The following is a 14,221-nucleotide window of genomic DNA, read 5'->3' as shown; positions in this document are numbered from 1 at the left end:
GGTCAGGCCGCCTGGGCCGCCGATACGGCCCAGTTGGCCGCCAGCACCAGGCACACCACCAGCCCGGCGGCGACGGCCACGCCGGTGAGAATCAGCGGCACCGGGCGCAGGTTGTCCAGGTCGCGCTGGTGCTCCCGGCCCTGGCGCAGGCCAAAGAAGCCCCACAGCACGGTCCGCAACAGCCTCAACGGGTTCATGGCATCTCCTTGCACAACGCCTGCGTGGACGAAATGCCGATTATGGGCCGTCCTTGCCGGCCATACCAGCATCAGATAACTGGAAAAATTACGTATCAGTTGGACGGGCCGGGCGATAATCCTTGCACCCCCGCTGCCCGACCATCCCACGGCCCCAACCATGAAACGGTACGAAGCCCTCGCCGAAACCCTGGCCGCCGATATCCGCAACGGCAGCCTGCCCCCGGGCACGCGCCTGCCCTCGATCCGCAAGACCGTGGCGCAGTACGGGGTGAGCCCGTCGACCGCGTTCCAGGCCTATTACCGGCTGGAAGAACGCGGGCTGGTGCGGGCGCGCGAGCGCTCCGGCTACTATGTGGCGGGGCCGGCGCGGCGCGAGCTGCCGCAGCCGCAGGCGCGCCCGTCGCGGCAGGTGTCGACGCAGGTCGACATCTCCAAGCTGGTGTTCGCCGTGCTGGAAGGCGCGCGCGACCGCGAGCTGGTGCAGTTCGGCTCGGCCTTCCCGTCGCCGGAGCTGTTCCCGTGGGAGCGGCTGGGCAAGTCGCTGGCGCGTGCCGGCCGCGCGCTCGACCCCTGGTACTCGGTCAACGACCTGCCGCCCGGCAATGCCGCGCTGCGCCGCCAGATCGCGCTGCGCTACCTGGGCGCGGGCGCGCCGCAGCCGGCGGAAGACCTGGTCGTCACCAACGGCGCGCTCGAGGCGCTGAACCTGTGCCTGATGGCAGTAACGCAGCCGGGCGACGTAGTCGCGATCGAATCGCCCGGTTTCTATGCCTCGCTGCAGGCGCTGGAGCGGCTGCGGCTCAAGGCCGTGGAAATCCCGGTCGACCCCGCCGAAGGCATCGACCTGGGCGCGCTCGACACGGCGCTGTCGCGCCATCCGGTCAAGGCGTGCTGGTTCATGACGCAGTTCCAGAATCCGCTCGGCGCCAGCATGTCGGAAGACAAGAAGAAGGCGCTGGTGGCCCTGCTCGCGCGCCACCAGGTACCGCTGATCGAGGACGACGTCTACGGCGAGCTCTACTTCGGCAACCGCTGCCCGCTGCCGGCCAAGGCCTTCGATACGCAGGGGCTGGTGATGCATTGCAGCTCGTTCTCCAAGACCCTGGCGCCGGGCTTCCGCATCGGCTGGGTGGCGCCGGGCCGCTTTGGCGAGGCCATCCAGCGGCTCAAGCTGATGACCACGCTGTCGGCCGGCGTGCCGACGCAGGTGGCGCTGGCCGAGTACCTGCAGCATGGCGGCTACGACAAGCACTTGCGCAAGCTGCGCCACGTGCTGGAGATGCAGCAGGGCCGCATGATCGACGCGATCGGCCAGCACTTTCCCGAAGAGGTGCGCGTGTCGCGGCCGGAGGGCGGGTATTTCCTGTGGGTGGAGTTTGCGGCCGGCTTCGACGCGCTGGCGCTGCACCATGCCGCGCTGGAAGCCGGCATCGGCATCGCGCCGGGACCGATCTTCTCGGCGCGGCAAGGCTACCGCAACTGCATCCGGCTCAACTACGGCCACCTGTGGAACGACGAGGCCGAGGCCGCCGTGGCCACCCTCGGGCGGCTCATCGCGCAGCAGCACGCCGGCTAGCGCGCGCCGCGATGGCGGCGCAGCGCCCACTCCAGCGCCTCGAACCCGCCCTGCACCGCCAGGGCCAGCACCGCTGCCGGAATCGCGCCGGCAAGCAGCAGCGCGGTGTCGTTCAGCGCCAGCCCGGTGGCAATGCGCTCGCCAAAGCCGCCCGCGCCGACGAACGCGGCGATGGTTGCCGTGCCCACGCTGATGATGGCCGCGGTCTTGACGCCGGCCAGCAGCACCGGCAAGGCCAGCGGCAGCTCCACATAGCGCAATACCTGGCCGCTCCGCAGCCCGAGCGCCCGCGCCGCATCGCGCATGCCCTGCGGCACCTGCTCCAGGCCGGCGGCGGTATTGCGCACGATTGGCAGCAGCGCATACAGAAACAGCGCCACCATCGCCGGCCAGACGCCGATGCGGCCCAGCAGCGGGATCAGCATCGCCAGCAAGGCCAGCGACGGCACCGTCTGCAGCACGCTGACCACACCTAGCACAGCGTGGCCGGTGCGGCGCCGCCGCGCCGCCAGCATCCCCAGCGGCACGCCCACCAGCGTCGCGGCACCCACCGCGCCCGCGACCAGCGCGACATGGCGCCGCGCCAGGCGCGCGGTGTCGGGCCCGAACAGCGCGGCCAACAGCCGGCCGCGCGGTTCGGCACCGTCATGCGTTGCCGATTGCCCTGCAGTGCCGGCCAGGAACGCGCGCGCGATCGCGTCGAATGCCTGGCCATCGATCTCCGCCGCAGCATTCATGGCAATCATGTCGTCGGCATGGACGCGGCCGGCCAGCCGCTCCAATGCCTGCCAGGCCTGCGGGAAGCGCTGGGGTACGTCGAGGCGGTAGACCACTACCGCGTCGTAGCGCGGGAAGTAGTGCCGGTCGTCCTCCAGCACGCGCAGCTTGTACTTGCGGATCTTGGCGTCGGTCGAATAGATATCGATGGCATCGACCTGCCCTGCGGCCAAGGCCTCATAGGCGACGCCGTGGTCCAGGCCGACCGGGCGTTGCGGCAGCCCGTAGCGGCTGGCCAGCCCCGGCCAGCCGTCGGCGCGCCCGAGGAACTCATGGGACAGGCCAAGCCTGAATTGCGGCTGTGCCGCCAGGTCGCCCAGCCGGCGCAGGTTGCCGGCGCGGGCATCGGAGACGGCCAGCGCATAGGTGTTCTCGAAACCAAGCGGAATCGCGGCGCCCAGGCCCAGCGGCGCCAGCGCGCGCCGGATGGCATCGAGCCCGGCGCCGGGCGGCAGCTTCAGGATCTCCGCGGCCAGCGTGCCGGTGTAGTCCGGATAGAGGTCGATGCTGCCGGCCTTCAGCGCCTCGAAAACGATGGCGGTATTGCCCAGGCCTGGCTGGTGCTGCGCCGTGCCGGGCGGTCCCGCGGCCTGGGTCAGCAGTTCGCCAAGGATGTATGACTCGGTGAAGCGCTTGGAGCCGACGCGCAGCGGGTCGGCCGCGCGCGCCGGCATGACGCCCGCGAGTGCCGCGGCCAGCACCCAGGCCCATGCGTGCCATAGCGCGCGCCCTGCACTTCCTTTCAGACGACTGCCACGGATCCAAGCCAAAGCGTCTGTCCCGATGGATGGGCCGGTGTGCGCCCGGCATCGCTACATCATAGCTGTCGCATGTCCTTATCCAGAAATAGTATTTGCTATCTGCATGCTTGAAGCCTCAGAATCCAGATTACACATACAACGCCCCCCAGCGCCCGCCCCCATGGAAATCCGGCAACTGGAAGCCTTCGCCGCGGTGGTCACCACCGGCAGCGTCACCGCTGCGGGGCGGCTGCTCGGCCGCTCGCAGCCGGCCATTACGCGGCTGATCCAGGAACTGGAGGCCGAGCTGGGCTTTGCCCTCTTTACCCGCAGCGGCCCGCGCGTCAGCCCGACCGAGCAAGGCTTCCTGCTCTACGACGAAGTGGAGCAGACCCTGGCCGGGATGCAGCAGATCCGCACACGCGCCGCGGCGCTGGCACGCGGCGATGGCCGCCCCTTGCGCATTGCGGCAACCCCGGCGCTGGCGGCCGGCCTGCTGCCGCCGGCACTGGCACTGGCCTTCGAGCGCGGGCTGTGTGCGCCCGAGCGCGTAGCCGTGCAAAGCGTCTCCCCGGAACAGGTGGTGCACGCGGTGCTGACCGGCGCTGCCGATATCGGCCTGAACAGCCTGCCGCTGGAACACCGCGGCGTGACCGTGCACTGGATCGGCCAGTCCGCCTGCGTGGCGGCGCTGCGTGCGGACGATCCGCTGGCGGCACGGCCGGCCATCGCGCTGCAGGACTGCCGCGGGCGCCGCATCGTCACCATGCAGAACCCGTATCGGCTGCGGCGCCGTGTCGATCGGGCACTCGCCAGCGCCGGCGTGCCGGAGGCGGGCGTGATCGACACCAACACCTCGATCAGCGCGCTCACCCTGGTGCGCGCCGGGCTGGGCATCGCCGTGCTGGAACCCGTGACCGCACGCGGGCTGCCGCTGACCGATATCGCCGTGCGGCCCATCGATGCCGATATTCCCTTCTACTTCGGCGTGATCACGCCGCAGGCGCGGCCGGCCAGCACAGCGGTGCTGGGGCTGGTGCAGGCCGTGGCCGATGCCGCCGCGGCGCTGCTGCCCGACCTGGTCCGGCGCGAGCCCGCCGAACATGGCGCGCTGCTGCAATCGCTCTATGGGGATGCCGGCGATGCCGGCGACGACACTGACAAGCTCACACAAGACGCCGGACTCCCAAGCCATGACTGACCTCTTCTCTCCCACCCCCGCGGGCCTGGCCGCGCTCGAAGCGCGTTTGCGCCAGGACCTGTCCTGGCTGGAACTGCCCGCCAGGGCCTGGACCGTGCCGCGCATCCAGGACGGCCAGGAAGTCCTCGACGTGGCCGTCATCGGCGGCGGCATGGCCGGACTGGCTGCTTGCGCCACGCTGACGCATCTCGGCATCCGCGTGCGGGCCTTCGACCGTGCACCGGCGGGCCTTGAAGGGCCCTGGGCCACCACCGCGCGCATGGAAACCCTGCGTTCGCCCAAGCAACTGACCGGCCCCGCGCTGGGCCTGCCGGCGCTGACCTTCCGCGCCTGGTTCGAAGCGCAATTCGGCGAAGCCGCCTGGGAGGCGCTGGACAAGATCCCCCGGCTGCAATGGATGGACTACCTGCGCTGGTACCGCCAGGTGCTGGCGCTGGATATCCGCAACAACCACCAGGTCGATGCCATCGTGCCGCGCCCGGACGGGCTGGTAGCGCTTTCAATGCAGACTCCGGACGGCCCGCGGACGGTGCTGGCCCGCCGCGTGGTGCTGGCCACCGGCCGCGATGGCCTGGGCGGTGCCTACGTGCCGCCAATCGTGGACCACTTGCCGCGCCACCTGTGGGCGCATTCGTCCGACGAGATGGATTACGCCGCGCTGCGCGGCAAGCGCGTGGGCGTGGTCGGTGCGGGCGCGTCGGCCATGGACAGCGCGGCAACCGCGCTGGAAGCCGGCGCCGCCAGCGTGGAAATGCTGATCCGCCGCGCCGACATCCCGCGCGTCAACAAGGGCAAGGGCGCGGGCAGTCCCGGTCTGGTCCACGGCCATCCCATGCTGTCCGATGAATGGAAATGGCGCATCCGCCATTACATCAACGCGGAGCAGGTGCCGCCCCCGCGCGGCAGCACCCTACGGGTCTCGCGCCATGCCAATGCGCGCTTCCACCTGGGCTGTCCGATCGAAGCGATCGAGCCGCATGGCGACGGCCTGCGCGTGCTGACGCCCAAAGGCGTGTTCGAGCTGGACTTCCTGGTGTTCTCCACCGGTTTCCGCATCGCACTGGAAACCAGGCCCGAGTTCGCCGCCTTCGCCGCGCAGGTCCGCTACTGGCGCGACCGCTACACGCCCCGCCCCGGCCAGGAAGACCAGGAGCTGGCCGACTCGCCGGACCTGGGCCCCGCGTTCGAATTCATCGAGAAGACGCCCGGCGCCTGCCCCGGGCTGTCGCGCATCCACTGCTTCTGCTATCCGGCCGCGCTGTCGCACGGCACGGTGTCGGGCGACATCCCGGCCATCAGCGACGGCGCGCGCCGGCTGGGCCAGGGCATTGCCGGCCTGCTGTACCAGGAAGACGTGGAAATTCACTTCGCCAACCTGGAAGCCTATGCCGAGCCCGAAGTGTTCGGCGACGAATGGACGCCGGCGCCATGAGAACCCTGCGGGGCGCCCTCACCCGCTGGCCCTGGCGCTGGCTGCTGCGCCGCCTGCTGCAGGCGGCGGTTGTGGTGCTGGTGATGACGATCATCGTCTTCGCCGGGCTGCACGCCATCGGCAATCCGGTCGACATCCTGATCGGCCAGGACGTTGACCAGGTCGACCGCGCCCGCATCATCGCCGCGCTGGGGCTGGACCAGCCGTTGTGGCGCCAGTACCTGGGCTTTCTCAACGGCGCGCTGCACGGCAACCTGGGCAACAGCTTCGTCTACAACGTGCCGGCGATCCAGCTAATCCTGCAGCGGCTGCCGGCCACGCTGGAGCTGGCGGTGGCGGCACTGCTGCTGGCCGTGCTGGTGGGCGTGCCGCTCGGGCTGTTCGCGGGGCTGTATCCCGAGCATCCGCTGTCGCGCGTGCTGATGACCGGCAGCATTGTGGGTTTCTCGCTGCCTACGTTCTGGGTCGGCCTGATGCTGATCATGGCCTTCAGCGTGCGGCTGGGCTGGCTGCCCTCGGGCGGGCGCGGCGCCACCGCGGAATGGCTGGGCGTGCCCTGGTCCTGGCTGACCGCCGACGGACTGCGCCACATGATCCTGCCAGCCATCAACCTGTCCTTATTCAAGGTCTCGCTGGTGCTGCGCCTGACGCGTGCCGGCGTGCGCGAGGTGCTGCCGCAGGACTGGGTCAGGTTCGCGCGCGCCAAGGGCCTGTCGCCGCTGCGCGTGGTGCTTGGCCACGTGCTGCGCAACACCATGATCCCGCTGGTGACGGTGCTGGGCCTGGAGTTCGGCTCCACCATCGCCTTCGCGGTGGTGACCGAGAACATCTTCGCCTGGCCCGGCGCGGGCAAGCTGATCCTGGACAGCATCAACGCGCTGGACCGGCCGGTGATCGTCTCCTACCTGGTGGTCGTGGTGTGCCTGTTCGTCACGCTTAACCTGATCGTCGACGTGCTCTACAAACTGCTCGATCCGCGCGTGCGGCTGGAGGGCGCGGCATGAACGCCAGCGACAAGCCAACTGCCATCCCGGCCGCGGAGTTTGTCCCGTCCGCGGCGCCAGCGTTGCGGCGCGAATCGCCATGGCGCCGCGTGGCGGCCAATTTCCTCGCCTCGCGCACCGCCGTGTTCGGGCTGGCGGTGCTCGTGCTGCTGGTGCTCGCCGCGCTGCTGGCGCCGTGGATCACGCCGCAGAACCCCTACGATCTGCTGCAACTGGACGTGATGGACGCGCGCCTGGCGCCCGGCACCGCCACCGGTGCCGGTACCTACAGCTACTGGCTCGGCACCGACGGGCAAGGCCGCGACATCCTGTCAGGCATCCTCTACGGCCTGCGCATCAGCCTGGTGGTGGGGGTGGGCTCGGCAGCGCTGGCCGGCGTGCTCGGCACCCTGCTGGGGCTGCTCGCGGCCTATGCCGGCGGGCGCGTGGACAGCCTGATCATGCGCACCGTGGACCTGCTCCTCTCGTTCCCGTCCATCCTGGTGGCGATGATGATCCTGGCCTTCCTGGGCAAGGGCGTGGGCAACGTGGTGCTGACGCTGGTGATCCTGGAGTGGGCCTACTACGCCCGCACGGCGCGCGCCCAGGCGCTGGTGGAAAGCCGCCGCGAATACGTGGAAGCCGCGCGCGGCCAGGGTATCGCGCACTGGCGCATCGTGGTCGGGCACATCCTACCCAACTGCATGCCGCCGCTGATCGTGATCGGCTCGCTGCAGGTGGCGCGCGCGATCACGCTGGAGGCCACGCTGTCCTTTCTCGGCCTGGGCGTGCCGGTGACCGAGCCCTCGCTCGGCCTGCTGATCGCCAATGGCTATCAGTTCATGCTGTCCGACGAGTACTGGATCAGCTTCTTCCCGGGCATCGCGCTGCTGCTGACCGTGGTGGCCATCAACCTGGTGGGCGACCGCCTGCGCGACGTCCTCAACCCGAGGCTGCAGAAATGAGCGCGCCCGCCACGCCATCGGCTATCCCCACGCTGGAAGTGCGCCACCTGCGCACCCACTTTGACGCGCGCAACGGCGCGCTGCGGGCGGTGGACGATGTCTCGTTCACCGTGGCCCGCGGCCGCATCCTGGGGCTGGTGGGCGAGTCCGGTTCGGGCAAGTCGGTCACCGGCTTCTCGATCATGGGGCTGGTGGATGCGCCGGGGCGCATCGCCGGCGGCGAGATCCTGTTCCAGGGCCGTGAGCTGACCCGCATGCGCCCGGCCGAGTTGCGCCAGCTGCAGGGCAACCGCATCGCCATGATCTTCCAGGATCCGATGATGACGCTGAACCCGGTGATGCGGATCGACGCGCAGATGATCGAGGCGGTGCGCGCGCACGGCAAGGCCAGCCACCGGCAGGCGCGCGAGCTGGCCCGCGACACGCTGGGCATGATGGGCATCCCGAGCCCGGACGAGCGGCTGCTGGCCTACCCGCACCAGCTCTCCGGCGGCATGCGCCAGCGCGTGGCCATCGCCATCGCCATGCTGCACCGGCCCGACCTGATCATTGCCGACGAGCCCACCACGGCGCTGGATGTCACCATCCAGGCGCAGATCCTCGCGGAAGTGCAGGCGCTGGCGCGCCAGCACGGCACTGCGCTGATCTGGATCACGCACGACCTGTCCGTGGTGGCGGGCCTCGCCGATGACGTGGCGGTCATGTACGCCGGCCGCATCGTCGAGCAAGGCCCCGTGGACGACGTGCTGGACCACCCGCTCCACCCTTACACCGCCGGCCTGATCGCCAGCCTGCCGAGCCTGAACCAGCGCGGCCAGCGGCTGCGGCAGATTCCCGGGATGACGCCCGACCTGGCCGCGCTGCCGCCCGGATGCGCGTTTGCCGCGCGCTGCCCGCGCGCCAGCGCCGCGTGTGCCGAAGCGCCCGCCATCAGCACCCCCGCGCCGCTGCGCCAGGTGCGCTGCTTCCACCCCGGCCAGCTGGCCGCCAGCATGGAGCCGGCATGACCGTCAGCGAACCCGAACTGCATCCCGCCCAGGCGGGCCACGCGCAAGCCGTGCCGGCGGCGGCAAGCGGCAGGCTGCCGCTGGTGTCAGCGCGCGCGCTGGCCAAGCGCTTCGGCGAGCTCAAGCCGGGGCGCATCGGCCAGGCGCTGGAACGCCTGGGCTGGTCCGAACCCGCGCGCATCACCCACGCCGTGGATGGCGTGGACCTGGAACTGAAGCACGGCGAAGTGCTCGGGCTGGTGGGCGAATCCGGCTGTGGCAAGTCCACCCTGGGGCGCATGATCGCAGGCCTGCTCGACCCGTCCGCCGGCGAGATCCGCATCGACGGCCGCTGTCCCGCCAGCCTGGACCGCGCCGCGCGGCAGGCGCTGCGGCTGAAGATCCAGATGGTGTTCCAGGATCCCTACGCCAGCCTGAACCCGCGCCTGCGCGTGGACCGCATCGTCGGCGAGGGCGCGCGCCTGCAAGGGCTGGTGGATGCGGCCGGCTTCGACGACTACGTCAGCGCGCAGCTGCAGCGTGCCGGGCTGGATCCGAGGCTGCGCCAGCGCTACCCCCACCAGTTCAGCGGCGGCCAGCGCCAGCGCATCGGCATCGCCCGCGCGCTGGCGGTGCAGCCGGAACTGCTGGTATGCGACGAGGCGGTGGCCGCGCTGGACGTGTCGATCCAGGCGCAGGTGCTGAACCTGTTCATGGACCTGCGCGAGCAGCTGGGCCTGAGCTACCTGTTCATCAGCCACGACCTTGGCGTGGTCGAACATATCTCCGACCGCGTGATGATCATGTACCTGGGCCGCGTGGTGGAGAGCGCGCCGACCACCGAGATCTTCCGCCGCCCCAACCACCCGTACACGCAGGCGCTGCTCGCTGAAATCCCGCGCCTGGACGCGCGCCACAAGACCTTCACCGCAATCCGCGGCGAGATCCCCAGCCCGCTGGCGCCGCCGGCCGGCTGCCATTTCCACCCGCGCTGCCCGCACGCGATGCCGCGCTGCGCGGTAGAGGTGCCCAGGCTGCGCGGCATCGCCGTCACCCATTTGAGCGCCTGCCATCTCAACGATGGCTGACGCCGCATGCCCTCTTATTGCCCGCCCATTCCAGCAACCGCCCCGAGGAATCGCCCCATGAAACGCTCGCTGTCCTTCTCCTTGCGCGCCACCGTGGCCGCCGTGCTTTGCGCCGGCGCGGCAGTGGCATCCGCGCAGTCGCTGACGATCGGCTTTGCCGACCCGCTGTCGTCGCTGGACCCCCAGCTGAACAACCACGCCGGTGACCGCTCGGTGGACCTGCACTTCTGGGACCTGCTGGTCGAAAACAAGGACAACAAGCTGCAGCCTGGGCTGGCGCTGTCGTGGAAGGCCCTGGACGACAAGACCTGGGAGTTCAAGCTGCGCCGCGACGTCAAGTGGCAGGACGGCAAGCCCTTCACCGCCGAGGACGTGGTCTTCTCCTACCAGCGCGCGCGCAACGTGCCGGGCAGCGTGGCCTCATTCTCGGGCTACCTGCGCACCATCGAATCCGCTACCGCCAAGGACCCGTACACGCTGCTGGTCAAGACCCATATCGCCAACCCCGACCTGCCGCTGAACCTGGCCTCCGTGCACATCGTCAGCAAGCATGTAGGCGACAAGGCCAGCACCGACGACTACAACGCGGGCCGTGCGGTGGTGGGCACCGGCCCCTACAAGTTCGTCTCCTACACCCCGGGCGACCGTGTGATCATGGCGCGCAATGACGGCTACTGGGGCGGCAAGCCGACCTGGCAACAGGTCAATTACCGCTATATCAACAACGGCCCGGCGCGCACCGCGGCGCTGCTGTCCGGTGACGTGGACGTGATCGACAAGGTCTCGGTGTCTGACCTTGCCAAGCTCAAGCAATCGCCCGGCGTCAGCGTGTTCCCCTACAACGGCCTGCGCGTGATGCTGCTGCAGCCGAGCTTCAAGCCGGGCCCCAACCCCAACATTACCGACAACGCCGGCAAGCCGCTGGACAAGAACCCGCTGCTTGACGTGCGCGTGCGCCGCGCGCTGTCGCTGGCTATCAACCGCGAGGCCGTGGTGGGCCGCATCCTGCAGAACACCGCCACCGTAGCCAATCAGTGGATGCCCAAGGGGACCTTTGGCTACAACCCCGAGGTCAAGGACATTGCCTATGACCCCGCCCAGGCGAAGAAGCTGCTGGCCGAGGCCGGTTTTCCCGACGGCTTCAAGCTGACCATCCATGCCCCAAACGACCGCTACCCTCAGGGCCCGGAAACGGCGCAGGCGGTGGCGCAGTTCTGGACCCGCGTGGGCGTGAAGACCCAGGTGGAGGTGGTGCCCTGGTCGGTCTACTCCGGCCGCGCCAACAAGAACGAGTACGCGGTCAGCATGCTGGCCTGGGGCAACGGCACCGGCGAGGCCAGCTATGCGCTAGTCAACGTGCTGGCCACCGTGGACGCGAAGAAAGGCCTGGGCGCCTCCAACTGGGGCCATTACAGCAACCCCGCCGTGGACCGTGCGCTAGAGGAATCCACCGCCGAGTTCGACATAGGCAAGCGCGAAGCCATCCTGCGCCGCTCGGTCAAGCTGGTGTCCGACGACGTGGGCGTGCTGCCGCTGTACCACTACCAGAACATCTGGGCGGCGAAAAAGGGCCTGAAGGTAGCGCCGATGACCAGCGACCGCACCGCCGCCATGATGGTGACGCGCACGGGCAAGTGAGCATGGCCACGATGACCGCCCCCACCCTTGTCGTCACGCCTGCGGATGCGCTCATCGACGTGCCGCGCCGCATCGCCATCACCGGGCTGCAACCCGGCGAGACCGTGGCCGTCAGCACGCGCACCGTGCGCGGCCACGACGTCGCCTGGGCCAGCCAGGCCGAGTTCATTGCCGCCAGCGACGGCAGCGTGGACCTGGAGCGCGACGCGCCGGTGCGTGGCAGCTACAGCGGCGTGGCGCCGATGGGCCTGCTGTGGGCGCAGCGCCCGGTGGCATCGGACAGCCGCGAACTGTTCCATGCCGACGCCATCCGGCCCCTGGTGACCGAGATCACCGTCAGCGTCGCCGGCGGCGAAGCGCACGGCGAGCTGGTGCAGCGGCTGGCCACGCCAGGCGTGGTGCGCGAGGACATCCGCGCGGACGGGCTGGTCGGCACGCTCTACCGCCCGCCAGGCCCCGGCCCGCATCCGGCGGTGATGGTGCTCAACGGCTCCGGCGGCGGCATCAACGAACCGCGCGCCGCGCTTTATGCCTCGCATGGCTATGCCGCGCTGGCGCTGGGCTATTTCAAGGCGCCGGGCCTGTCGGACTACATTTCCAACACGCCGCTGGAATACTTCGAGCGCGGCCTGCAATGGATGCATCGCGAACTGCAACCCGCGCACGGCTTCATCGCGCTGTCCGGACAGTCGCGCGGCGGCGAACTGGTGCTGCTGCTGGGCGCGACCTTCCCCAACCTGGTATCGGCGGTGGTCGGCTACGTGCCGGGCGCGGTGGTGCACAGCGCGCAGAATGCCGCGGACCCGGCCATCGGCCGCGAGGGCGCGGCCTGGCTGCACCATGGCAAGCCGCTGCCGCATGTGTGGGAGAACAACCCCGACGCCAGCTGGGCGCCATTCGATGAAGGCCCGGCGCCACACCGGCACGAGCGTGCCATCCTGACCGCGCTGAAGAATGCCGACGCCGTGGCGCGCGCCCGCATCCGGGTCGAGCACATCCGCGGGCCGGTGATGCTGCTGTCCGGCACCGACGACGGCTCATGGCCATCCAGCCTGTATTCACGCATGGTCGCCGACAAGCTGGCCGAGGTCGGCCATCCGTATCCGGTCGAGCACCTCGACTTCGAGGACGCCGGCCATGCCATCCTGTTCCCCTACGTGCCTACCACGCAGGCGGTCTACGCGCATCCGGTGTCCCGCCGTATCAGCACCACGGGTGGCACGCCCGCGGCCAATGCCGGCGCCGACGAGGCGTCCTGGCGCGGGGTACGCGCATTCCTGGCGCGGGCCGTGGCCGCGCGCCAGCAGGCCGCCGCAGGCTGACGCTCACGGCCGAGCCCGCACGACAACACATCCTTCGACACTCAGGGAGTCTTCGCATGACCCAAGCCAACGCTGCCGCCACCGACGTGGTGGATCAAGTCGCCGGCCTAGCCGCCGGCTCCGCCATCCATGCGCTGCGCCACGCGCGCGACAAGGTGGTGGCGTCCACCCAGGGCAGCTACGACGGGCTGTTCGATCCCGCCCTGCCTGGCCTGACGCTCACCGAACGCCTGCTGGTCGCGCTCTACGCCGCCCGCCTGGCGGGCGCCGCCGACCTGGTGGCCCACTACCGCGCGCGCCTGCAGGCCATCGAGGCCAACGCGGCGCTGGTCACCGTGGCCGGGCAAGGCAACCCCGACACGCTGGCCGACGCACGCCTGCGCGCCATCCTGGTGTTCACCCGCACGCTGAGCGAGCGCCCGGTGGAAGGCGACCAGGCCGCCCTGCAGACCCTGCCCGCGGCCGGCCTGGCCACACCCGACGTGGTAACGCTGGCGCAACTGGTCGCCTTCCTGTCCTACCAGGTACGCCTGGTCGCCGGACTCAAGGCAATGCAGGCGCTGGGGGCCGGCGAACCGGCCACCAAGGCCGTCGCCGCCCCGGCCGGCACCACGCTGCCGAACCCGATCCGCGCGCATGGCTTCACCAATGAAGTGCTGGACTGGAAGGCCTGGCTGGATGTGGTCCGGATCGACAGCGCCACGCCCGGGCAGATCGCGGTGCTGGAGGAAAGCCATCCCAAGGCCAAGGTGTCAGACTACTACCTGTTCCTGGTGCACCAGCCCGAGATCCTGCGCCAGCGCTCCACCGCCTTCAACGCCATCATGTACGCGCCCGGCGGCATGCCGCGCGCCGAACGCGAACTGGCCAGCACGGTGGTGTCCCGCATCAACGGCTGCGTCTACTGCGCATCGGTCCACGCGCAGCGCTTCGAGCAACTCGCCAAGCGCAACGACGTGATCCGCCAGGTGTTCGACGATCCCCGCACCGCCGGCACCACCGCGCGCGAACGGGCGATCGCGAAGTTCTCGATCGAACTAACCGAGCAACCGGCGCAAGTCACTGCCGGGCAGATCGAGCCGCTGCGCGACGCGGGCCTCACGGATGCGGAGATCCTGGACCTGATCCACTCTGTCGCAATCTTCGCGTGGGCGAACCGGTTGATGCTGAACCTGGGTGAGCCGGTGTTCCCGGAGCAGACCGGGGAATAAACCGTCAGGTGGCTGCGGCCGGATGGTAGGCTGCAGCCCTCGCCAGTTGCAGCGTGCTGCCCCGCACCGCGGGCATGGGTCGCCCCAATGTCCTGCAGGGTA

The 14,221-nt window shown here is 69.9% G+C and carries 12 protein-coding genes; 10 read left to right on the top strand and 2 right to left on the bottom strand.

Annotated features, from left to right (window positions below):
- Positions 1–2: 2 nt before the first annotated feature.
- Positions 3–197 carry a DUF2970 domain-containing protein gene (locus ACOCMH_RS24410; protein ID WP_427309457.1) on the bottom strand — a complete coding sequence of 65 codons (195 nt, stop codon included), beginning with the start codon at positions 195–197 and terminating at the stop codon, positions 3–5.
- A 160-nt stretch (positions 198–357) separates the two neighbouring features.
- Here ACOCMH_RS24410 and ACOCMH_RS24405 point away from each other — a divergent pair, with 160 nt between their 5' ends.
- Complete coding sequence (locus ACOCMH_RS24405; protein ID WP_427309456.1) at positions 358–1,776, top strand: PLP-dependent aminotransferase family protein; 1,419 nt, start codon at positions 358–360, stop codon at positions 1,774–1,776.
- Here ACOCMH_RS24405 and ACOCMH_RS24400 read toward each other — a convergent pair.
- On the bottom strand, positions 1,773–3,227 hold the full coding sequence (locus tag ACOCMH_RS24400; protein WP_427309454.1) for a glycine betaine ABC transporter substrate-binding protein: 1,455 nt from the start codon (positions 3,225–3,227) through the stop codon (positions 1,773–1,775). The genes ACOCMH_RS24405 and ACOCMH_RS24400 overlap by 4 nt on opposite strands.
- A 247-nt stretch (positions 3,228–3,474) precedes the next feature.
- Here ACOCMH_RS24400 and ACOCMH_RS24395 point away from each other — a divergent pair, with 247 nt between their 5' ends.
- Genes ACOCMH_RS24395 through ACOCMH_RS24355 form a run of 9 tightly spaced genes read left to right on the top strand, consistent with a single transcriptional unit; the run spans position 3,475 to position 14,119 of the window.
- Entirely contained in the window at positions 3,475–4,494 is a 1,020-nt protein-coding gene (locus ACOCMH_RS24395; protein ID WP_427309452.1) for a LysR family transcriptional regulator, read from the top strand.
- A complete protein-coding gene (locus tag ACOCMH_RS24390; RefSeq protein ID WP_427309450.1) occupies positions 4,487–5,926 on the top strand; it encodes an FAD-dependent oxidoreductase in 1,440 nt (479 codons plus the stop codon). Before ACOCMH_RS24395 ends, ACOCMH_RS24390 begins: the two co-directional genes overlap by 8 nt.
- Positions 5,923–6,930, top strand: coding sequence for an ABC transporter permease (locus tag ACOCMH_RS24385; protein WP_427309449.1), 1,008 nt, complete (start codon positions 5,923–5,925; stop codon positions 6,928–6,930). Before ACOCMH_RS24390 ends, ACOCMH_RS24385 begins: the two co-directional genes overlap by 4 nt.
- Positions 6,927–7,874, top strand: a complete 948-nt coding sequence (locus tag ACOCMH_RS24380) for an ABC transporter permease (RefSeq protein ID WP_427309448.1) — start codon at positions 6,927–6,929, stop codon at positions 7,872–7,874. The genes ACOCMH_RS24385 and ACOCMH_RS24380 overlap by 4 nt, the downstream gene beginning before the upstream one ends.
- The gene (locus ACOCMH_RS24375) at positions 7,871–8,881 is read left to right on the top strand and encodes an ABC transporter ATP-binding protein (RefSeq protein WP_427309447.1); all 1,011 of its coding nucleotides are present in this window, start codon (positions 7,871–7,873) and stop codon (positions 8,879–8,881) included. Before ACOCMH_RS24380 ends, ACOCMH_RS24375 begins: the two co-directional genes overlap by 4 nt.
- The gene (locus ACOCMH_RS24370) at positions 8,878–9,948 is read left to right on the top strand and encodes an ABC transporter ATP-binding protein (protein ID WP_427309446.1); all 1,071 of its coding nucleotides are present in this window, start codon (positions 8,878–8,880) and stop codon (positions 9,946–9,948) included. Before ACOCMH_RS24375 ends, ACOCMH_RS24370 begins: the two co-directional genes overlap by 4 nt.
- A gap of 57 nt (positions 9,949–10,005) precedes the next feature.
- A complete protein-coding gene (locus ACOCMH_RS24365; RefSeq protein ID WP_427309445.1) occupies positions 10,006–11,586 on the top strand; it encodes an ABC transporter substrate-binding protein in 1,581 nt (526 codons plus the stop codon).
- Between the two features lie 11 nt (positions 11,587–11,597).
- Complete coding sequence (locus ACOCMH_RS24360; protein WP_427309444.1) at positions 11,598–12,908, top strand: acyl-CoA thioesterase/bile acid-CoA:amino acid N-acyltransferase family protein; 1,311 nt, start codon at positions 11,598–11,600, stop codon at positions 12,906–12,908.
- Positions 12,909–12,964: 56 nt separating this feature from the next.
- Positions 12,965–14,119, top strand: coding sequence for a CMD domain-containing protein (locus tag ACOCMH_RS24355; RefSeq protein ID WP_427309443.1), 1,155 nt, complete (start codon positions 12,965–12,967; stop codon positions 14,117–14,119).
- The last annotated feature ends 102 nt before the right edge of the window (positions 14,120–14,221 follow it).

Source organism: Cupriavidus sp. H39 (assembly GCF_050271075.1).
Classification (GTDB): domain Bacteria; phylum Pseudomonadota; class Gammaproteobacteria; order Burkholderiales; family Burkholderiaceae; genus Cupriavidus; species Cupriavidus necator_B.
The sequence above is the reverse complement of the archived record's forward strand: the minus strand, read 5'-3'. Positions and strand labels throughout refer to the sequence as shown.

Bases quoted from the DNA above. Each gene is read 5' to 3' on its own strand.
- ACOCMH_RS24385 (WP_427309449.1), top strand. From the start codon at position 5,923: ATGAGAACCCTGCGGGGCGCCCTCACCCGCTGGCCCTGGCGCTGGCTG.
- ACOCMH_RS24395 (WP_427309452.1), top strand. From the start codon at position 3,475: ATGGAAATCCGGCAACTGGAAGCCTTCGCCGCGGTGGTCACCACCGGC.
- ACOCMH_RS24410 (WP_427309457.1), bottom strand. From the start codon at position 197: ATGAACCCGTTGAGGCTGTTGCGGACCGTGCTGTGGGGCTTCTTTGGC.
- ACOCMH_RS24365 (WP_427309445.1), top strand. From the start codon at position 10,006: ATGAAACGCTCGCTGTCCTTCTCCTTGCGCGCCACCGTGGCCGCCGTG.
- ACOCMH_RS24380 (WP_427309448.1), top strand. From the start codon at position 6,927: ATGAACGCCAGCGACAAGCCAACTGCCATCCCGGCCGCGGAGTTTGTC.
- ACOCMH_RS24370 (WP_427309446.1), top strand. From the start codon at position 8,878: ATGACCGTCAGCGAACCCGAACTGCATCCCGCCCAGGCGGGCCACGCG.
- ACOCMH_RS24360 (WP_427309444.1), top strand. From the start codon at position 11,598: ATGACCGCCCCCACCCTTGTCGTCACGCCTGCGGATGCGCTCATCGAC.
- ACOCMH_RS24375 (WP_427309447.1), top strand. From the start codon at position 7,871: ATGAGCGCGCCCGCCACGCCATCGGCTATCCCCACGCTGGAAGTGCGC.
- ACOCMH_RS24390 (WP_427309450.1), top strand. From the start codon at position 4,487: ATGACTGACCTCTTCTCTCCCACCCCCGCGGGCCTGGCCGCGCTCGAA.
- ACOCMH_RS24355 (WP_427309443.1), top strand. From the start codon at position 12,965: ATGACCCAAGCCAACGCTGCCGCCACCGACGTGGTGGATCAAGTCGCC.
- ACOCMH_RS24400 (WP_427309454.1), bottom strand. From the start codon at position 3,227: ATGCCGGCGCGCGCGGCCGACCCGCTGCGCGTCGGCTCCAAGCGCTTC.
- ACOCMH_RS24405 (WP_427309456.1), top strand. From the start codon at position 358: ATGAAACGGTACGAAGCCCTCGCCGAAACCCTGGCCGCCGATATCCGC.